The sequence below is a fragment of the Halomonas garicola genome, assembly GCF_055382465.1.
In genome coordinates this window covers 2,163,767-2,183,152 of sequence record NZ_AP043931.1, presented here as the reverse complement: position 1 = coordinate 2,183,152, position 19,386 = coordinate 2,163,767, and the positions used below count along the sequence as shown (strand labels likewise).

Genomic DNA, 19,386 nt, shown 5'->3' with positions numbered 1-19,386 from the left:
ATGTCTAACCTGCGTAGCCTGACATTTGACGCCATTATCATCGGTGGCGGCGGCTCCGGTCTGCGAGCGGCGCTGGAGCTGGCCAAGTCCGGCAAGCAAACCGCCGTATTGTCCAAGGTGTTTCCCACACGTTCGCACACGGTCTCGGCCCAGGGCGGCATTACCTGCGCTATCGGCGCGGCTGACCCCGAGGACGACTGGCGCTGGCACATGTACGACACGGTCAAGGGCAGCGACTACATTGCCGACCAGGACGCGGCGGAATACCTGTGCTCCGAAGGCCCCAAAGCGGTATTCGAGCTTGAGCACATGGGCCTGCCGTTTTCGCGCTTCGACAACGGCCGTATCTACCAGCGTCCGTTCGGCGGCCAGTCGAAAAATTTCGGCGAAGGCGGCCAGGCGGCGCGCACCTGCGCGGCGGCCGACCGTACCGGGCACGCGCTGTTGCACACGCTCTACCAGAACAACATCAAGAACAACACCACCTTTCTTAACGAGTGGTACGCCGTTGACCTGGTGAAAAACGCCAACGGTGACGTGGTGGGCTGCATTGCCATGTGCATCGAAACCGGCGAAGTGGCGCACATCAAATCCAAGGCCACGGTGCTTGCCACCGGCGGGGCCGGGCGCATCTACGCCTCGACCACCAACGCGCTGATCAACACCGGCGACGGCATCGGCATGGCGCTGCGGGCGGGCTTCCCCATGCAGGACATGGAAATGTGGCAGTTCCACCCCACCGGCATCTACGGCGCGGGCACCCTGGTCACCGAGGGCTGCCGCGGCGAAGGCGGCTACCTGATCAACAAGGACGGCGAACGCTTCATGGAGCGCTACGCGCCCAACGCCAAGGACCTTGCCAGCCGCGACGTCGTCGCCCGCTCCATGGTCATGGAGATGCTCGACGGCAAGGGCGCCGGCGATGACGGCGATCACGTCTTCCTCAAGCTTGACCACCTGGGCGAAGAGGTGCTCAGCAAGCGCCTGCCCGGCATCGTCGAGCTGTCCAAGACCTTTGCCCACGTCGACCCGGTACACGAGCCGATCCCCGTGGTGCCGACCTGTCACTACATGATGGGGGGTATTCCCACCAACGTGCACGGCCAGGCGATCCAGCAGGACGAAAACGGCAACGATCACGTGATCAACGGCCTCTTTGCCTGTGGCGAGGTGGCCTGCGTCTCGGTTCACGGCGCCAACCGCCTGGGCGGCAACTCGCTTTTGGACCTGGTGGTCTTTGGCCGCTCGGCGGGCAAGTTCATCGAAAGCGCGCTGAACGAGGGCATCGAGTACCTGGACGCCAACGAGGCGGATATCCAGGCGGCGATGAAGCGTCTGGAGCGCTGGAACGAGTCCGGCGACGGCGAGTCCGTGCCCGAGCTCAAGCGCGCCCTGCAGGACATCATGCAGACCGACTTCGGCGTATTCCGCGAAGAGCAGAAGATGCAGGAAGGCGTCAAGCGTCTGGCCGAGCTGCGCAAGCGGATCGACAACGCCTACCTGCCGGACAAGTCCAACGCCTTCAACACTGCCAGGGTCGAGGCGCTGGAGCTGGATAACCTGATGGAAGTGGCCGAAGCCACGGCGATTTCTGCGCTTGAGCGCAAGGAAAGCCGCGGCGCGCATTCGCGCTACGACTATCCCGACCGTGACGACGTCAACTGGCTGAAGCACTCGATTTACTTCCCCGCCGAGAAGCGGCTGGGTAAGCGCGACGTCAACTTCACGCCCAAGACCGTCGACACGTTCGAACCCAAGATCCGTACTTACTGATTACGCGCAGACGAGAGGGAGTCACGATGTCCAATCTTCAGGTATCGATATATCGCTACAATCCTGAAACCGATTCTGCGCCGTACATGCAGGAGTTTCAGGTCGATACAAAAGGCCGCGACGTCATGGTGCTGGACGTTCTGCACATGATGAAAGAGCAGGATTCCAGCCTGGCGTTTCGCCGCAGCTGCCGCGAAGGGGTATGCGGCTCCGACGGCATGAACATGAACGGCAAGAACGGGCTGGCCTGCGTCACCCCGCTTTCCGACGTGGTGAAAAAAGGCAAGATAGCGCTGCGCCCGCTGCCGGGCCTGCCGGTTATCCGCGACCTGGTCGTGGATATGGCGATCTTCTACAAGCAGTACGAGCGCATTCAGCCGTACCTGCAAAACGACGAGCCCGAGCCCACCATCGAGCGGCTGCAGTCGCCGGAAGACCGCGAAAAGCTCGACGGCCTGTACGAGTGCATCCTGTGCGCCTGCTGCTCCACGGCCTGCCCGTCGTTCTGGTGGAACCCCGACAAGTTTGTTGGCCCGGCGGGGCTTCTGCAGTCCTATCGCTTTCTCGCCGATTCCCGGGATACCGCGACACGGGAGCGGTTGACCGACCTTCAGGACCCGTTCTCGGTATTCCGCTGCCGCGGCATCATGAACTGCGTGGCGTTCTGTCCCAAGGGGCTGAACCCGACCCGCGCCATCGGCAAGATTCGCGAAATGCTGGTAGCCGAGGCGACCTAGCCCGGCTGCCCTACGGTTGTGTGGCCCGGGTCGTGCAGCCCAAATGATGCGGCTTGCTGCATCAAGTTGCACGGCAGCCACTTAAACCGCAGCGCGTAGCTTGTTATCATGGCCCATTAAGCGGTGCGGCGCGACGTCGCACCGTTTTACGCAATCACGATGTCGCCGCGCGCTCGGCGCAGCGATACCACCCCATCAGTGCAGGGTGACCGAGAGATGCAACAAGGCATAATGGAGTTGATGTGGCGTTCCTCCCACGTGAGCAGCGGCAACGCTCACTATGCGGAAGCGCTATTTGAGCAGTACCTTGACAACCCAGACGCCGTTCCCGACGAGTGGCGTCGCTATTTTGATGAGTTGCCCAGGCCCGACGGCGGCGCCGAAGAAGATGTGCCGCTGACCCCCGTACGCGATCAGTTCTACAAGCTGGGCCAGGAGCAGCGCTCAGGCGCCGTTACCGCCGACGACAACGTCGGTAAAAAACAGGTCAAGGTGCTCCAGCTGATCAACGCGTACCGCTTTCGCGGGCACCAGAAAGCCGATATTGACCCGCTGGGGTTGCGTGACCCCACCCCCGTCCCCGACCTTGATCTGTCCTTCCATCAGCTGTCCAAAGACGACATGGACACCGAGTTTCAGACCGGGTCGTTTTTTCTGGGTATCGACAAGGCGCCGCTGCGCGATATCGTCGACGCCCTGGAGCGCACCTACTGTCGCTCCATCGGCTGCGAAATCATGCACATTGTCGATACCGAAGAAAAGCGCTGGCTGCAGCGCCGTTTCGAATCGGTACGCAGCGCGCCCAAATTCAGCGACGAGGTGCGCCGGCACGTGCTTGAGCGCCTGACCGCCGCCGAAGGGCTGGAAAACTACCTCGCCTCCAAGTATCCCGGGACCAAGCGCTTTGGCCTGGAAGGCGGCGAGACTTTCATCCCCATGATGGACGAGCTGATCCAGCGGGCGGGCGGCTACGGCGCCAAGGAAGTCGTCATCGGCATGGCCCACCGCGGGCGCTTGAACATGCTGGTCAATATCCTTGGCAAGAACCCCGCCGACCTGATCGACGAGTTCGACGGCAAGAAGGTGATCGAACGCGGCTCGGGTGACGTCAAGTATCACCAGGGCTTCAGCTCCAACGTCATGTCGCCGGGCGGCGAAGTCCATCTGGCGCTCTCGTTCAACCCCTCGCACCTGGAAATCGTCGCCCCGGTAGTGGAAGGCTCGGTGCGCGCGCGCCAGGACCGCCGTCAGGATCCCAACGGCGAAAAGGTGCTGCCGATCAACGTCCACGGTGACGCCTCTCTGGCCGGCCAGGGCGTGGTGATGGAGACATTCCAGATGTCCCAGACCCGCGCCTACCGCACCGGCGGTACCGTGCATATCGTGATCAACAACCAGATCGGGTTTACCACCTCGCACCCGCTGGATGCGCGCTCGACCGAATACTGCACCGACATCGCCAAAATGGTGCAGGCGCCGATTTTCCACGTCAACGGCGATGATCCCGACGCCGTCCTCCATGCCACCCAGGTGGCGCTCGACTATCGCCAGCAGTTCAAGAAAGACGTGGTCATCGACCTGGTCTGCTACCGCCGCCGCGGCCACAACGAAGCCGACGAGCCGTCCGGTACCCAGCCGATGATGTATACCAAGATCAAGGAGCACGCCTCGGCGCGGTCGCTCTACGTCGATCGTCTGGTCAAACAGGGCGTCGTCAGCAAGGACGATACCGACGCCATGGAGGAGACGTACCGCGACGATCTGATGGCCGGTAATCACGTGGCCAACGCCCTGGTGCAAAAGCCCAACGAGGCGCTGTTCGTCAACTGGCAGCCGTACCTGGGGCATGAGTGGACCGGCTACGCCGATACCACCTTTGACATGCAGCGCATGCAGCTGTTGGCCGAGCGCATGTGCGATATTCCCGAGGGCATTGAGGCCCAGCGGCAGGTGGAAAAGATCTACAGCGAACGGCGCAAGATGCAGGCGGGGGAAACGCCCATCAACTGGGGCTTTGGCGAGACCCTGGCGTACGCCACGCTGCTTGACCAGGGGCACCCGATCCGCCTCACCGGACAGGACACGGGGCGCGGCACCTTCTCCCACCGCCACGCCGTGGTGCACAACCAGAAGGACGGCAGCACCTACGTGCCGCTGCAAAATATCAGCGACGGCCAGCCGAGCTTTACCATCCACGACTCCTTCCTCTCCGAGGAGGCCGTGCTGGCCTTTGAGTACGGCTATGCCACCACCGCGCCCAACGACCTGGTGATCTGGGAGGCCCAGTTCGGCGACTTCGTCAACGGCGCCCAGGTGATGATTGACCAGTTCATCTCCTCGGGCGAAACCAAGTGGGGCCGGCTGTGCGGGCTGACCATGCTGCTGCCCCACGGCTACGAAGGCCAGGGTCCCGAGCACTCCTCGGCGCGCCTCGAGCGGTTTTTGCAGCTGAGCGCGGAAAACAACATGCAGGTGTGCGTGCCGACCACGCCGGCCCAGATTTACCATCTGCTGCGCCGTCAGGTGATCCGTCCGCTGAGAAAACCGCTGGTGGTGATGTCGCCCAAGTCGCTGCTGCGCCACAAGGCGGCTACCTCGACCCTGGAAGACCTGGCCTACGGCGAGTTCCACATGGTGATCGCCGACCAGGCGGACCTGGTGGCGGAAGAGGTCAACCGCGTGGTGCTGTGCGCCGGCAAGGTATACTACGATCTTGCCGCCTGGCGCGAGGAGAACGAGCGCTACGACACGGCGATCGTGCGTATCGAGCAGCTGTATCCCTTCGCCCAGGATGCACTGCTGGAGGTGCTGAAAGCCTATCCGCACGTGGAAGATATCGTCTGGTGTCAGGAAGAGCCGCTGAACCAGGGGGCCTGGTACCCCAGTCAGCACCACATGCGCGCCGTTGCCGAAAGGCTGCGTGAAGGCCTTGGCGGCAAGTTGAAGTTTGCCGGTCGTCCCGCCTCTGCCGCGCCTGCCGCGGGCTATATGTCCGTGCACACCGAGCAGCAGCGCCGGCTGGTCGAAGACGCCTTCAACCTGTAATCAGCGCCTGTTTAGGGTGTGAGTCACACCGGTTTAGCGAACACATTAAGGGGAAGCGACATGGCTACCGAAATCAAAGCACCAAATTTTCCGGAATCCGTGGCCGAGGGCACGGTTGCCACCTGGCACAAAAAGCCCGGCGACAGCGTCGAGCGTGACGAGCTGCTGGTGGAAATTGAAACCGATAAGGTGGTGCTTGAAGTGGTGGCACCGGAAGCGGGCACGTTAAGCGACGTGCTCGTCGATGAAGACGAGACCGTCGAGTCCGAGCAGCTGCTGGGCAAGCTCGACGCGGGCGCTGCCAAGGGTGGCAGCGGCAAGGAAGAAAGCGGTAAGCAGGAAAAGGCGGATGACGAGGCGTCCGGCGACACGTCGTCGAAGGCCAAGGGCGGCGATAGCAAGCAGGCTGGCACGGCCAAGAGCGGCGGCAAGCAGCACGAGGTCAAGGCGCCGTCGTTCCCCGAGTCGGTGCAGGAAGGCACGGTAGCCAGCTGGAACAAGCAGGTCGGCGAAGCGGTCAAGCGCGACGAAGTGCTGGCCGAGATCGAAACCGACAAAGTGGTGCTTGAAGTCGTGGCCCCGGCCGACGGCGCGCTTACCGAAATCAAGGCAGAAGCCGACAGCCAGGTCGAGTCCGAAGAGGTGCTGGCGCTGTTTACCGAAGGGGCCGGCGACGCGGACGGCGGCGATGAAGGCCGGGATGACAAGGCCTCTTCCGCCAAGACTGACACCCACGGCGAAAGCGATGACAGCGCCGACGAAAATCTCGGCGGCAAGATTCTGGCGCCGGCGGCGCGCAAGATGGTCGCGGAAAACGATCTGGACGTATCGCGTCTTGAAGGCACCGGCAAGGGCGGGCGGATTCTCAAGGAAGACGTCCAGAAAGCGCTCAAGGACGGCAGCGCGGCCAAGTCCGGCGGCGAGCAGAAGAAAGCGGACGCCGCGGCGACGGCAAAGGCAGCGCCCGCGCCGGTAGAAGGCCAGCGCCCGGAAAAGCGCGTGCCCATGAGCCGGCTGCGCCAGACCGTCGCCAAGCGCCTGGTCGAGGCCCAGCAAACCGCCGCCATGCTGACCACCTACAACGAGGTGGACATGAGCGCGATCATGGCGCTGCGCGCCGAGTACAAGGAGCGGTTCCAGAAAGCCCACGACGTCAAGCTCGGCTTCATGAGCTTTTTCGTCAAGGCGGCCTCTGAGGCGCTCAAGCGCTTCCCCGACGTCAACGCCTCTATCGACGGTAAAGAGATCGTTTACCACGGCTATCAGGATATCAGCGTTGCCGTGTCTACCGACCGCGGCCTGGTCGTGCCGGTGCTGCGCGATACCGACCAGATGCAGATGGCCGACGTGGAAAAAACCATCGGCGATTTTGGCAAGCGCGCGCGTGACGGTAAGCTTGGCATCGACGAGATGCAGGGCGGCACCTTTACCATCACCAACGGCGGCATTTTCGGCTCGCTTTTATCCACGCCGATTCTCAACCCGCCGCAAACGGCCATTCTGGGCATGCACAAGATCCAGGAGCGCCCGATGGCGGTAGACGGCCAGGTGGAAATACGGCCGATGATGTATCTGGCGATATCCTATGACCACCGCATGATCGATGGTAAGGACGCCGTGCAGTTCCTGGTAGCGATCAAGGAGCTGCTGGAAGATCCTGCACGCCTGCTGCTTAACGTATAGCCTGTGCCTTCGACGCAGGGCCGGGCACGCAGGAAGGCCTGACGCGTTCAGACACTTTATTCAAGATAGCCCTCGCTCTATCGGGGCGAGGCGGCCCGAACAAAGGAGCCAATATGGCTGACAAGTTTGATGTGATTGTTATTGGTGCCGGCCCCGGTGGTTACGTTGCCGCCATTCGCGCAGCGCAGCTGGGGCTGAAAACCGCCTGCGTGGAAAAATGGCAGGACAAGCAGGGCAAGGTATCCCACGGCGGCACCTGTCTGAACGTGGGCTGCATCCCGTCCAAGGCGCTGCTGGAAACCACGCACAAGTTCGTTGAAGCCCGGGACGACTTCGACGAGCTGGGCATCGTCGGCGGCGACGTGTCCATGGACGTCAAGAAAATGATGGCGCGCAAGGACAAGATCGTCAAAAACCTCACCGGCGGCATTTCCGGGCTGTTCAAGTCCAACGGCGTGACCGCCATTGACGGCACCGGCCAGGTGACCGGCAACAAGCAGGTGGAAGTCACCGACTTTGACGGCAAGAAAGCGACCTACGAAGCCGACAGCATCGTGGTGGCCGCGGGCTCGGTACCGGTGGAAATTCCGCCGACGCCGCTCACCGAAGGGCTGATCGTCGATTCCGCTGGTGCGCTTGAGTTTCAGGAAACGCCCAAGCGCCTAGGCGTCATCGGCGCCGGCGTTATCGGCCTGGAGCTTGGCAGCGTATGGAACCGCCTGGGCTCAGAGGTCACCGTGCTTGAAGCCATGGACACTTTCCTGCCCATGGTCGACGGCGCCATCGCCAAGGAGACCCAGAAGCTGCTCAAAAAGCAGGGCATGGATATCCGGCTGGGCGCCAAGGTCACCGGCTCCGAGGTCAAGGACGAAGAAGTCGTGGTCAAGTACGAAGACGCCGACGGCGAGCAGGAAATGACCTTCGATAAGCTGATCGTCTGCGTCGGCCGCAAGCCCTATACCCAAGGGGTGATTGCCGACGGCGTAGAGGTTGAGCTTGACGAGCGCGGCATGATCACCGTGGACGACCAGTGCCGCACCAGCGTGCCCGGCGTCTACGCCATCGGCGACTGCGTGCGCGGGCCGATGCTGGCGCACAAGGCGTCCGACGAGGGCATCATGGTGGCGGACATCGTCGCCGGCCAGAAGGCCGAGGTGAACTACGACGCCATTCCCAGCGTCATCTACACCGCGCCGGAGATTGCCTGGGTTGGCATTACCGAGCAGGAGGCCAAGGACCAGGGCTTCGAGGTCAAGACCGGTAACTTCCCGTTTGCCGCCAGCGGCCGGGCGATGGCCAACAACGCTACCGAAGGTAGCGCCAAGGTCATTGCCGACGCCAAGACCGACCGTATTCTCGGTTTGCACATCGTCGGCCAGCACGCCGGCGAGATGATCGCCCAGGGCGTTATCGCCATGGAATTCGGCTCCAGCGCCGAAGACCTGGCGCTTACCTGCTACGCGCATCCGACCATGTCCGAGGCGGTCCACGAAGCGGCGCTGGCCGTTGACGGACACGCCATCCACATGGCCAACCGCAAGAAGCGTAAGTGATCCAGTTCAGGTAAAGAAGCGCCACCTGCGGGTGACGTGAGGCCCTGGCCGTGCACTTGAAGCGCGCGGCCAGGGCGCGGGGATGGGGGACGAACGTCGCCCATCGTTCGAGTCACATGCAACCAATGGCATGAAGCGATGAACCTTCACGAGTATCAGGGCAAACAGCTGTTTGCCGACTATGGTCTGCCGGTGTCCAGGAATTTTGCCGTGGACACCCCGGAAGATGCCGTAGACGCCTGTAAGAAAATCGGCGGCGAGCAGTGGGTCGTCAAGGCCCAGGTACACGCCGGCGGCCGGGGCAAGGCCGGCGGCGTCAAGCTGATCAAGGACCCGGAAGAGGCGAGAGCCTTTACTGAGCAGTGGCTGGGCAAGAACCTGGTGACCTATCAGACCGACGCCAAGGGCCAGCCGGTTTCCAAGATTCTGGTGGAAAACGGCACCGATATCGCCTCCGAGCTGTACCTGGGCGCCGTGGTGGACCGCACCACCCGCCGGGTGGTGTTCATGGCGTCGACCGAAGGCGGCGTGGAAATCGAGCAGGTCGCCGAGGAAACGCCGGAGAAGATTCTCAAGGCGGAAGTCGACCCGCTGGTCGGTGCCCAGCCGTACCAGGCCCGGGAGCTTGCGTTTGCTCTGGGGCTTGAAGGCGCCCAGATCAAGCAGTTCACCAAGATCTTTCTGGGTCTTTCCAAGCTGTTCCACGACAAGGATCTGGCGCTTTTGGAGATCAACCCGCTGGTGATCACCGGCGAGGGCGATCTGCTGTGCCTGGACGCCAAGGTCAATCTGGACGGCAACGCGCTGTACCGCCATCCGGACCTGCAGGCCATGCGCGATCCGTCCCAGGAAGACGAGCGCGAAGCCGACGCCGCCAAGTGGGAGCTGAACTACGTCGCTCTCGACGGCAACATCGGCTGCATGGTCAACGGCGCCGGCCTTGCCATGGGCACCATGGACATCGTCAACTTGAACGGCGGCAAGCCGGCCAACTTCCTCGACGTGGGCGGCGGCGCGACCAAGGAGCGCGTGGCCGAGGCGTTCAAGATCATTCTCTCGGATGACAACGTCAAGGCGGTGCTGGTCAACATCTTTGGCGGTATCGTGCGCTGCGACATGATTGCCGAAGGCATCATCGGCGCCGTCGAGCAAGTGGGCGTCAACGTGCCGGTGGTCGTGCGCCTGGAAGGTAACAACGCCGAGCTGGGTACGGAAAAGCTGGCGTCAAGCGGTCTTAACATTATCGCCGCGACCAGCCTGACCGACGCGGCAGAGCAGGTCGTCAACGCGGCGGAGGGCAAGTAATGAGCATCCTCATCGACAAGCACACCAAGGTCATCTGCCAGGGTTTCACCGGCGGTCAGGGCACCTTTCACTCCGAGCAGGCCATTGCCTACGGCACCCAGATGGTCGGCGGCGTCACGCCGGGCAAGGGCGGCCAGGAGCACCTGGGCCTGCCGGTGTTCAACACGGTGAAGGAAGCCGTTGCGCAAACCGGCGCGGACGCCAGCGTGATCTACGTGCCGGCGCCGTTCTGCAAGGACTCGATCATCGAGGCGGCCAACGGCGGCATCAAGCTGATCGTGTGCATTACCGAAGGCATTCCCACCCTCGACATGCTCGAGTCCAAGGTGAAATGCGACGAGCTGGGCGTCACTCTGATCGGCCCCAACTGCCCGGGCGTGATCACCCCGGACGAGTCCAAGATCGGCATCATGCCCGGTCATATTCACCAGCCGGGCCGCGTGGGCATCATCTCGCGTTCGGGCACGCTGACCTACGAAGCGGTCAAGCAGACCACCGATCACGGCTTTGGCCAGTCCACCTGTGTGGGCATCGGCGGCGATCCGATTCCGGGCTCCAGCTTCATCGACATGCTCGAGCTTTTTGAAAACGATCCGAAAACCGAAGCCATCGTGATGATCGGTGAAATCGGCGGTACCGCGGAAGAAGAGGCGGCGGCCTACATCAAGGACAACGTCTCCAAGCCGGTGGTCTCCTACATTGCCGGCGTGACCGCTCCCCCCGGCAAGCGCATGGGCCACGCCGGGGCGATCATCGCCGGCGGCAAGGGCACCGCGGATGAAAAATTCGCCGCGCTGGAAGACGCCGGGGTCAAGACCGTGCGTTCGCTGGCGGGCATCGGCGATGCGCTGAAGGCCGTGACCGGCTGGTAAGCAGGCTGCTGTAAGACCACTGCTTTAGCCAGGCGTATAAAAAACCGCCCGGGCCTTTTCAAGGTCCGGGCGGTTTTGTTTCGTGGGCTAAAAGGCCGGCGTCGACAGCCGCGCGGCGGTTTACTCCGCCGGGCGCGCCACTAGCGAGCGGGTTTCTTCCCGGGCTTCGACCAGGTCCACGCGCACGCTGTCGCCAAGCTTGTAGCGCTCGACGTCTTCGATCTGGATGCGGCCTTCCTTGTCGTCGATGACCACCTTGCGCCGGTCGCTGTGCATCAGCGGCGCGGGGACAAAGGCGGTGGCGCCGTTGTCGGTCAGGCGTACGCGCATGCCGCCGCGGTTCACGGCGATGATCTCGGCGTCGAAGGTCGTCTGGGCCTCGGCGTCCGGGGTCAGGTAGCGCACGTAGAGCCAGTCCTTGACGTCGCGCTCGGCCATGCGGTTGAGCCGGCGGCGCTCGGTGAGCTGATCGGTGAGCGCTTCGCTTGCCTCGGCCGGCGCCTGTTCGCCCTTGAGCACGTGCTTGATCAGGCGGTGATTGACCATGTCGCCGTACTTACGAATCGGCGAGGTCCAGGTGGCGTAGGCGGCAAGCCCCAGGCCGAAGTGCGGGCCGGGCAGGGCGGACATCCGGGTAAAGCCCTGGAAGCGGCGCAGGCGCACGTCGAGCCAGGCGTCTTCGCGGCCTTCCAGCTCGCGCTTGAGCTCCTTGTAGCGCGGCAGCTCAAGCAGGGCCTCGGTGTCGACGTTGATGTCCTGCTCGGCGAGAAACGCCTGGGCGTCTTCGGCCTTTTCCGGCTCGAAGGCGCGGTGGACGTTGAAAATGCCGTGGCCGACGTGGGTAGCGAGATAGTCGGCGCAGCAGGCGTTGGCCGCGATCATCGACTCTTCGATCATGCGGTTGGCGATGCGCCGCTCTTCGACGTGAATCCCCAGCACGTTGCCGGCTTCGTCCAGCTCGAACTCGTAGTCCGGGCTTCCGCTGAACACTAGGGCGTGCTCTTCGCGCCAGCGCGTGCGTGCCTCGGTCAGCTCGCGCAGGGCGGTGAGCTGCGGGGCGATGTCATCAGCGGGCGCCCAGTCGCCTTCGCCGTCGATCCAGTTGGAGACGTTGTCGTAGGAAAGCCTGGCGTGGGACATGGCGTTGGCGGCGAAGAAGCGGTAGTCGCCCAGGCTGCCGTCGGCGTTGACGTCCAGCGTGCAGGCGAGCACCGGGCGGGCTTGCCCCTCAAGCAGCGAGCACAGATCGTCGGCCAGCTGCTCGGGCAGCATGGTCACGTTCTGCCCCGGGAGGTAAACGGTAAAGGCGCGCACCCGGGCTTCCTTGTCGGCGGCGTGCTCTTCGTCGACGTAGGCCGTGGGGTCGGCAATGGCCACGCTCATGCGCCAGCCGCCGTCTTCGCGCTCGGTGACGTGCAGGGCGTCGTCCATGTCCCGGGTGGAGGCGCTGTCGATGGTGAAGAAGGGCATGGCGGTGATGTCTTCGCGCTCCAGGCCTTCTTCGTGCAGCGGCCACTCGCTGCCGGCGTCGGGGCATTCCTGCTCCAGCGCGTGGCGGGCAAGCGTGACGCGCCAGGGCACGGCCGGGTTGTCGCTCTTGGCGACCAGCTCGTCGATCTGGGCGAAAAAGCTGCGGTCGTCCTTTTTCATCGGGTGGCGCACCAGCCGGGCGACCACCCAGTCGCCGTCGGCGATGCTGTCTTCGTCCAGGCCGCGCTTGATGCGTGCCTTGATCACGTTGCGGATCGACGGGTGGTCGGGTACCACGGCCAGGCGGCCTTCGCGCTTTTGCACCCGGGCGACGAAGCGGTCGAGCCCTTGTTCGATGAGCGTTTCCGGCGCGACGGAGACCTTGTCGCCGTTTTCATGAATCACGGCCTCGATGCGGTCGCCGTGAATCGCCTGCTTCATGGCGGGCGGCGGGACGAAATAGGATTCACCGTCGTCGGTTTCCAGAAAGCCGAAGCCGCGGTCGGTGCCTTTGATGACACCTTCAACGCGCGGCGTGGTGTCACGAATCTGCTGCTTGAGCTGGGCAAGCATGGAGTTGTTCTGCAACATGAGGCTCAATCGGTTGGCGAGGGTAGGCTGCCACTATACGGATTCGGGGCGATGGCGCCAATCGCGCGGCGGTTTTGCTCAGGGCGGGGTCGCGTTATCGTCCGCGCCGGGGCTTTTATCGAGCCGGCGCAGCTGGAGCCACAAGTCCCGGCGCAGGTCGCCAAGGGTAGGCTGCTGCCCCGGGGCGAAGGCCAGCGGCCGGCACAGGCGCAGGGTGCGCAGCCCGAGCCTGGCGCTCAATAGCCCCACGGCGAGCCCCTGGCCGGCCCGGCTCGAGAGCCGGCCGGTGACGTCGAGGGAGAGCATATCCATGCCGGCGTCGGTGGCAAGCTCGCTGGCGCCGGCAAAGGCCATGTTGGAAAGCACGGTCTTGAACAGCCGCAGGCGGCTGGCGTAGCCAAGCTCCAGGCCGTAAAGCCGGCACAGGCGGTCGACCATGGCCAGGTTGCGCCAGGCGACCAGCGCCATATCAACAAGCGTCAGGGGGCTCACGGCCACCATGACGGCGGTTTCCCCGCACATGCGCGAAATGAGCCGGCGGGCCTCGCGGTCGCGGGGGGCAAGCAGGTGGTGGTCGAGCAGCGCAAGCGTTTCCTCGCCGCTGTGGTGGGGCTCCCGGGCCGCGGTGAAAGTCGCCCAGTGCGGATCGTCGTCGCTGAGCTTAAGCTGGGTCTGCAGCCGGTCGGCAAGGCTGCGGGCCTGGCGCGGCGAGCGGCCAGGCAGCGCGGCAAGGGCGGCGCGCAGCTTGTCGTGGCGCTTGAGCCGGCGCAGGCGGAAAAGCTCGCGCAGCATGGCCGCGCTGCCAACGCCGATGACGCCGATGCCGAAAAGCCGCCAGGCGGCGTCCAGCCAGCGGGCGCCGGTGAGGGCGTCGGGCAGCCCGGTGACAAACTCGGCGGTGCCCAGCGCGGCGCAGCCGGCCAGGGTGAACAAAAGCCCCCAGCGGCGCTTGCGCGGCGTCCCCAGGCTTTGTTCGGGCAGAGCGTCGCGGCTGGCCGCGTCGTCCTTGAGAGGCTGCTCCCGGGCGGTGTCGTCAAAGCGGTAGGTGCCGCGCAGGGTATCGTCGCGGTGGGCTTGCGCGGTGGCAACGGTTTCGCCGTCGAGGTGGAAGTGCCGGCGCGGTCTGGGCGAGGTCATGTCAGCTTGTCTCCGATCAGCCAGTCGATGGCGGCATCCATGCGGATATGCGGCAGCGCACCGGACACCTCGGGCATCGGGCGGAAGCGCGGAAAGTCAAAGCCCTGGCGCTGCCAGAAGGCGGCGTCGGGAAGCGCGGCGGGCACGTCGCCGGGATACACCAGCACGTCCTCTCCTTCAAGCGTGGTGCCGCGCAGCGCCGGCAGGCGCGTTTTGCCCTGGTTGACCTCGCGCGGCTGAGTCGCGCGGATGGCGGCCAGCGACAGCGCCTTGACCGGCACGTCGGCAAAGCGCAGGTCCTTGAGCGGCTCCTTGAGCAGGGTGTTGAGCAGCGTCACCAGGTTGTCGTGCTGGTCGGGCGTGACGTGGTCGGCCTTGGTTGCGGCGATGGCGAGCCGGTCGATACGCGGGGTAAACAGCCGGCGCAGCAGGCTGCGCTTGCCGTAGCTGAAGCTTTGCATGAGCTCGCCAAGCGCCCGAGACAGGTCTTCGAAGCGCTCCGGCCCGGCGTTCAGGGCGCCGAGCACGTCCACCAGCACGATCTGGCGGTCAAAGCGGCGAAAGTGCTCGCGGTAGAAGGGCTGCACCACCTGTTTCTGGTAGTAGCGAAAGCGCGCGGCAAGGGTCGCGTAAACGCTGGTGTCGGGCAGGGCGTCGAGCTCGTCCCGGGGCTGCTCGAGGTGGGGCAGGGGGAAGAACTGCAGCACCGGCGCGCCGTCGAGCTCCCCGGGGAGCAGAAACCGCCCCGGCTGCAGCTGCGAAAAGCCCAGCTGCTTGGCGCGCTTAAGCCCCTTGGCGTAGGCTTCGGCCAGCTCGGCGAGCACCGCTTCGTCGGCCTCGGCGGCGGGGTCGAGCTGCTCGGCGGCGGCAAGCCATTCGGCAAACACCTCCCGGCGCTGCTCGCCCTGATCAAAGGGGCGGGTGCGGCACCACTGGTAGTAGTCCTGGTCCAGCAGCGGCAGATCCAGCAGCCATTCGCCGGGGTAGTCGAAAAGATCCAGCGTCAGGTGCGAGGCGGCCCCGCGCAGCCAGCCGGCGCGTGCCGGGCGGTAGCGCAGCTCAAGGCGCAGCTCGCTGATGCCCCGGGTGGGGTCGGGCCAGCGCGGCGGCGTTTCCCTCAGCGCCTGCATGGCCGGGTCGTAGGGAAAGCGCGGCACGCCCAGGTCCGGCTGGTTAAGGCGCCGGGCGCCCAGCAGGCGGCCGTCGCGGGCGGCGGGCAGCAGGTCCAGCCGGGCTTCCACGCCGGCGTGGCGTAGCTGATTGACCAGCGAGGTCAGAAAGGCCGTTTTGCCCGCCTGGGAAAGGCCGGTGACGGCCAGGCGCAGCTGGCGGTCGCGGCCGCGTTCCAGCAGGTTGCCAAGCTCCCGGCCCAGGGTGTCGTGTAGGGCGGCCACGGGCGCTATTCCGTGCCCGTCAGGGTGGTAAAGAGCTGGTACCAGAACGGCAGCGTGGCGATCAAAAAGCCCGCCGCGGTCATGCTGTAGCCCGGCCAGCGCCGGATCGAACGCTGGGCGAGCAGCAGCCCGCCGACGCCGAGCACCATGCCGATGATGTTGAACACCATGGAAAACGCATCGATCAGAAGCGAAAGGTTCATACCGTGCCCTCCGCCGGCGGGCGGGTGAGGGTGGTCCCCAGCAGGTGCTGGGCGCCGGACACCAGCCACACCGGGTCGAGCCGGGTGTTGGCCGCCTCCACGCAGAGAAAGCCCCGCGCCGCGGCGGGAGAGGTGTCATCCGGCGGCGCCTCGCCGGGGTGCCAGACCACGGTGGAGTCGCTCTGATCCTTGGCCACGAGCAGCGTGCGTCTGCCGTCATGTACGCGCACCGCGGCGTTGCTGTGGTAGATACGGTCAACGGCGCCGCTCGGGGCCAGGGTGCCCTGCTGTTCGCCTTCGGCAAAGCCCTGGTGCTTGTCCAGATAGCGGGCGCCGGCCAGACCCTCAAGCCGGCAGGCGAAAGCGTCGTCGACGGCGAGGTAGGTGTGCAGGGCGGCGCTGGTCTTGACCGGGGCGTCGCCGACGTTTTCGCTGATCAGCTCGACGTGCAGGCGCCGCGCGTTGGCCTGGATCACCACTCGGACGGTCAGCCGGCCGTGCAGGCGCTCTTCCGGCGAGAGGTGCACTTCGATGCCTTCCTCGTGCTCGTCGACGCCGTCCAGACGCCAGGGGGCGAGCCGCGCCGTACCGTGAAAGGGCCCCTGGCGGTTGGGGCTTTCGTCGGCGTAGCGCTCGTCGCCGAACCACGGCCAGCACAGCGGTATGCCGCCGCGCAGCGTGGCCGGCGCCGCCGCCGGCGTGGGGGTGAGCCACAGCCAGGGCGTATCGCCCGCCGGCTTAAAGTGCACCACCTGGGCACCGGTCAGCGCTACGGCCAGCTGCCCCCAGGGCTGATTGAACAGCACCAGCTCGCGGCCTTCCCAAGTCAGGGTCTGCTGGTCGTCGGTGGCGTCAAGCCGCTCTTGAAGCGAATCGGGGATCATGAAGCGTCCTGGTGATCGTCGTTGAGTGGGTGCCGAGCGCCCTGCAAGGGAAAAGGAATTGCGGAAATAGCGTGCATGAGCCCCGTATGACTACGCGGGGCATTGATCGGTGAGCGCATGCAAGGCACCTTAAGTCGTCTGCTATGGTAAGACAAGCGGGATGCATTGTTCACCTTTCGCGTTCACTAGCACCCTGTCGATAACGACACAAGGAGAGACGGTTATGGGTTTTCTAGCGTGGTTGATCATCGGCGGTCTTGCCGGCTGGATTGCGGGCAATCTGATGCGCGGCGGCGGCTTCGGTATTCTGGGTAATATCGGGGTGGGCATTGTCGGCGCGATCATCGGCGGTTTTCTGTTCAGCCTGCTGGGGCTGAGCGCCGGCGGCTTCATCGGCTCGCTGGTCACCGCCGTGGTGGGGTCGGCCGTCCTGCTGTGGGTGGTGAGCAAGGTGCGATAGCGCCCCGCTGACCTTATTACTTAACCGGGCTCAGGCCCGTTCATCGCCCGGCGCCCTGCCGGGCGATGGCGTTTGCGGCATCGGTCCCGATGACGCTTTCCGTTACCGTACGCGCCCCGTTACACTAGGCGCCGTTGTGCCGGCCGCTCTGGCGGGCCCGTGGTGCTTAATAGGGGAATCTTTTGCTCGACGCGTTACATGCCTGGTGGGGGCAACAGCTGGAACTTTGCACGGCAGGCGACCGCGCCTGCCCGCTGCCCGCCGCCACAAGCGAAGACCTTTGGCACCTGGGCATTGCCTGCCCCACGCCCGGGGGCCGCTGGCCCGACCCTGACCTCTGGCTGGCCCAGGCATGGCAGATCGATACCCGAGAGGCGCTGGTGGACGCCATGCTGTGGCTTGCCGCCCAGGGCGAGCGCCAGCGCTGGGATATCGATGCCGCCGGGCTCAAGGCCATGAGCGTGCCCAAACGCCTTGAATGGCAGCAGCAAACGCCGGCGGAAGACGCGCCCCATGCCGTGCTGCTGCCCGACTGGGTGGCCGCGGGCGAGCCCCTTGAATGGGCGGCGTGGGACTGGCTGCGCCTGGCGGAGCTAGCCTGGGCCGGAGCCTGCTGCGGCTACCTGACCGAGGCCGAGGCGGAGCACTTCGCCGGCCACGCCGCCGAGCTTCTCCACGCCCGCTATGACGACTGGCAGCCGGTGCTTGCGGCGTACCTGCGCGGGCTCAGCCTGTTTGTCGGCGCCGACTGCCGGGGGCTGGACCCGGCGATTCAGCCCCCGGCGGCGCTTGAGACGCCGGGCCTACCCTGGCAGCGCGCGCTGGCGGTACTTTTGGAGCCCGCCAGCCGGGAGGCCTCGCGCGCGGCCATGCGCAGCTATCGCGCCACGCTTGCCCACTGGCTGCAGGCGATAGCCGGCGTGCGCGACCCCGAGCTTACGCTGCGCCAGCGCGAACCCGGCCTGCCGCTGCCCGAGCCCCAGCGCCGGGAAGCCGAGCGCTACCTCGAGGACGCCCTGGAGCTTTATGCCGACGAGGGAGCCGAGGCGCTCGGGCGCTACTGGCTCCCGGCCCAGGCGCACCATCTCAACCAGATGGCGGCGGATGCCACCCACGGCCTCCATGCGCCTTCGCGTACGCCGTTTGGTCGACCCTCCCGGGAGGCGCTTGCCGAGCGCGGCCGGCTGGGCCAGGCCAGCCGCCACGCGGCTACCGTGCACATGGCGGAGAAGTTTGCCTTTTATCTGCATACCGCCATGGACAGCCGGCGCTTCGACGAGGCGGCGCTGCTGGCGCTGGGGCAGTCGCTGAAAAGCTGCCTGTGCCATTTTTATGCCACCCCCACCCGGCTGTTGGAGGCCTGGCTTGCCTGGGAGCGCTGCCTGCCCGAGCCCGACCAGGCCGGGCTTGAGCACGACATCGCCTGGCATCTGAACGACCCGGGCAGCGTGTTCCACTGGGTCGACTGGCAGCCCGGCGCTTGGCAGGAACCCGGCGAGCGCCCTTCGCTTCGCCACTTCACCGCCATGGCGCTGGTGGGGCCGCTGAACAGCACCGCCTGGCGTCAGCCGGAGCCGGAAAGCCCCCGGGAGCGCGAGTCCATCCGCGCCTGGGTGGAAGAGCATTACCAGCTGCACGACGCCGAGGAGCTGCGCGGCTTTATCGATACCATGCTGGAAGCCGGCGACCGCCAGGAGTATCAGATCAACTATGCGCCGTACACGCTCAACCGGGCGCGGCTGGACGATGAAATTGCCGTCTTGCAAACCGGCGACAGCGACGTCGAGGAGCGCAACCACCGGCTGCGCCTGGAGCGGGTGCGCGACAACGAGGACGGCTGCAACGAATGCGACATGGCCGCCTGGGACATTGCCCAGACGGTAGACCTGGCCATTGCCGGACGCGAGCTTGGCTGGCTCGACCCGGCGCAGCTGGCGCGGATTCTCGAGCGCGCCTATGCCCTGGCCGAAAACCACTACGGCGGCTGGCAGGAGTACGCCGAAGGCCTGTACACCGGGTTTTCCTTTTTCATGGGGGAGACCGGCGAGCGCGAAAGCTTTCTGGCCGGGCTGCGCCATGCTCTCGTCGCCTGGTGCTGCGGCGCGCCGGTGCTGGCAGGCGCCTGGGCCAGCCTGGACTTCCCCGGCGGCCGGCCGCGCCACTTTGCCCCGCTGCATATCGATACGCTTCCGGGGGATCGGCGGACGCTGCACTGATAGCGCCGGGAGCCGGTTCGTAGTGATCGCTTATACAAGGGCCTTTCGTTTATACTAATATCC

Annotated in this window: 14 protein-coding genes; 9 read left to right on the top strand and 5 right to left on the bottom strand. The window is 65.2% G+C overall.

From position 1 onward, the window contains the following. The 7 genes from sdhA to sucD all read left to right on the top strand — a co-directional run bounded on the left by sdhA (position 1) and on the right by sucD (position 10,968). The gene (sdhA, locus tag ACZ46Y_RS10535) at positions 1–1,773 is read left to right on the top strand and encodes a succinate dehydrogenase flavoprotein subunit (protein ID WP_311954376.1); all 1,773 of its coding nucleotides are present in this window, start codon (positions 1–3) and stop codon (positions 1,771–1,773) included. Between the two features lie 26 nt (positions 1,774–1,799). Continuing rightward, positions 1,800–2,510, top strand: a complete 711-nt coding sequence (locus tag ACZ46Y_RS10530; protein WP_311954378.1) for a succinate dehydrogenase iron-sulfur subunit — start codon at positions 1,800–1,802, stop codon at positions 2,508–2,510. Positions 2,511–2,726: 216 nt separating this feature from the next. Continuing rightward, a complete protein-coding gene (locus ACZ46Y_RS10525; RefSeq protein ID WP_311954381.1) occupies positions 2,727–5,555 on the top strand; it encodes a 2-oxoglutarate dehydrogenase E1 component in 2,829 nt (942 codons plus the stop codon). Positions 5,556–5,615: 60 nt separating this feature from the next. Further along, positions 5,616–7,238: a 2-oxoglutarate dehydrogenase complex dihydrolipoyllysine-residue succinyltransferase gene (gene odhB / locus ACZ46Y_RS10520; RefSeq protein WP_311954383.1), complete on the top strand. Its 1,623-nt coding sequence runs from the start codon at positions 5,616–5,618 to the stop codon at positions 7,236–7,238. Between the two features lie 113 nt (positions 7,239–7,351). Continuing rightward, positions 7,352–8,791 (top strand): dihydrolipoyl dehydrogenase, encoded by a 1,440-nt coding sequence (gene lpdA / locus ACZ46Y_RS10515; protein ID WP_311954386.1) that lies wholly within the window; start codon positions 7,352–7,354, stop codon positions 8,789–8,791. A 138-nt stretch (positions 8,792–8,929) separates the two neighbouring features. Next, positions 8,930–10,096, top strand: a complete 1,167-nt coding sequence (gene sucC / locus ACZ46Y_RS10510) for an ADP-forming succinate--CoA ligase subunit beta (RefSeq protein ID WP_311954389.1) — start codon at positions 8,930–8,932, stop codon at positions 10,094–10,096. After that, positions 10,096–10,968 (top strand): succinate--CoA ligase subunit alpha, encoded by an 873-nt coding sequence (sucD, locus tag ACZ46Y_RS10505; RefSeq protein ID WP_311954391.1) that lies wholly within the window; start codon positions 10,096–10,098, stop codon positions 10,966–10,968. Before sucC ends, sucD begins: the two co-directional genes overlap by 1 nt. A 120-nt stretch (positions 10,969–11,088) precedes the next feature. Here the strand turns inward: sucD and ACZ46Y_RS10500 are convergent, their stop codons facing one another. From ACZ46Y_RS10500 to ACZ46Y_RS10480, 5 genes are all read right to left on the bottom strand, one after another. Then, entirely contained in the window at positions 11,089–13,029 is a 1,941-nt protein-coding gene (locus ACZ46Y_RS10500; RefSeq protein ID WP_311954395.1) for an exoribonuclease II, read from the bottom strand. Between the two features lie 78 nt (positions 13,030–13,107). Beyond that, entirely contained in the window at positions 13,108–14,166 is a 1,059-nt protein-coding gene (locus ACZ46Y_RS10495; protein ID WP_311954398.1) for a TIGR01620 family protein, read from the bottom strand. Beyond that, positions 14,163–15,560, bottom strand: a complete 1,398-nt coding sequence (locus ACZ46Y_RS10490) for a YcjX family GTP-binding protein (RefSeq protein WP_311954402.1) — start codon at positions 15,558–15,560, stop codon at positions 14,163–14,165. Before ACZ46Y_RS10490 ends, ACZ46Y_RS10495 begins: the two co-directional genes overlap by 4 nt. 5 nt (positions 15,561–15,565) lie before the next feature. After that, on the bottom strand, positions 15,566–15,763 hold the full coding sequence (locus tag ACZ46Y_RS10485; RefSeq protein WP_311954405.1) for a hypothetical protein: 198 nt from the start codon (positions 15,761–15,763) through the stop codon (positions 15,566–15,568). Continuing rightward, positions 15,760–16,647 (bottom strand): aldose epimerase family protein, encoded by an 888-nt coding sequence (locus tag ACZ46Y_RS10480; RefSeq protein WP_311954408.1) that lies wholly within the window; start codon positions 16,645–16,647, stop codon positions 15,760–15,762. Before ACZ46Y_RS10480 ends, ACZ46Y_RS10485 begins: the two co-directional genes overlap by 4 nt. 223 nt (positions 16,648–16,870) lie before the next feature. On the opposite strand from ACZ46Y_RS10480, the gene ACZ46Y_RS10475 reads away from it, so the two are divergent. Both ACZ46Y_RS10475 and ACZ46Y_RS10470 read left to right on the top strand, forming a co-directional pair. Beyond that, on the top strand, positions 16,871–17,107 hold the full coding sequence (locus ACZ46Y_RS10475) for a GlsB/YeaQ/YmgE family stress response membrane protein (RefSeq protein ID WP_311954413.1): 237 nt from the start codon (positions 16,871–16,873) through the stop codon (positions 17,105–17,107). Between the two features lie 182 nt (positions 17,108–17,289). Next, positions 17,290–19,323 (top strand): YbeU/YbeR family protein, encoded by a 2,034-nt coding sequence (locus ACZ46Y_RS10470; RefSeq protein ID WP_311954416.1) that lies wholly within the window; start codon positions 17,290–17,292, stop codon positions 19,321–19,323. The last annotated feature ends 63 nt before the right edge of the window (positions 19,324–19,386 follow it).

What these genes read in the sequence shown, in the direction of transcription:
- sdhA (WP_311954376.1), top strand. Translation starts at nt 1, where the DNA reads ATGTCTAACCTGCGTAGCCTGACATTTGACGCCATTATCATCGGTGGC.
- ACZ46Y_RS10530 (WP_311954378.1), top strand. Translation starts at nt 1,800, where the DNA reads ATGTCCAATCTTCAGGTATCGATATATCGCTACAATCCTGAAACCGAT.
- ACZ46Y_RS10525 (WP_311954381.1), top strand. Translation starts at nt 2,727, where the DNA reads ATGCAACAAGGCATAATGGAGTTGATGTGGCGTTCCTCCCACGTGAGC.
- odhB (WP_311954383.1), top strand. Translation starts at nt 5,616, where the DNA reads ATGGCTACCGAAATCAAAGCACCAAATTTTCCGGAATCCGTGGCCGAG.
- lpdA (WP_311954386.1), top strand. Translation starts at nt 7,352, where the DNA reads ATGGCTGACAAGTTTGATGTGATTGTTATTGGTGCCGGCCCCGGTGGT.
- sucC (WP_311954389.1), top strand. Translation starts at nt 8,930, where the DNA reads ATGAACCTTCACGAGTATCAGGGCAAACAGCTGTTTGCCGACTATGGT.
- sucD (WP_311954391.1), top strand. Translation starts at nt 10,096, where the DNA reads ATGAGCATCCTCATCGACAAGCACACCAAGGTCATCTGCCAGGGTTTC.
- ACZ46Y_RS10500 (WP_311954395.1), bottom strand. Translation starts at nt 13,029, where the DNA reads ATGTTGCAGAACAACTCCATGCTTGCCCAGCTCAAGCAGCAGATTCGT.
- ACZ46Y_RS10495 (WP_311954398.1), bottom strand. Translation starts at nt 14,166, where the DNA reads ATGACCTCGCCCAGACCGCGCCGGCACTTCCACCTCGACGGCGAAACC.
- ACZ46Y_RS10485 (WP_311954405.1), bottom strand. Translation starts at nt 15,763, where the DNA reads ATGAACCTTTCGCTTCTGATCGATGCGTTTTCCATGGTGTTCAACATC.
- ACZ46Y_RS10480 (WP_311954408.1), bottom strand. Translation starts at nt 16,647, where the DNA reads ATGATCCCCGATTCGCTTCAAGAGCGGCTTGACGCCACCGACGACCAG.
- ACZ46Y_RS10475 (WP_311954413.1), top strand. Translation starts at nt 16,871, where the DNA reads ATGGGTTTTCTAGCGTGGTTGATCATCGGCGGTCTTGCCGGCTGGATT.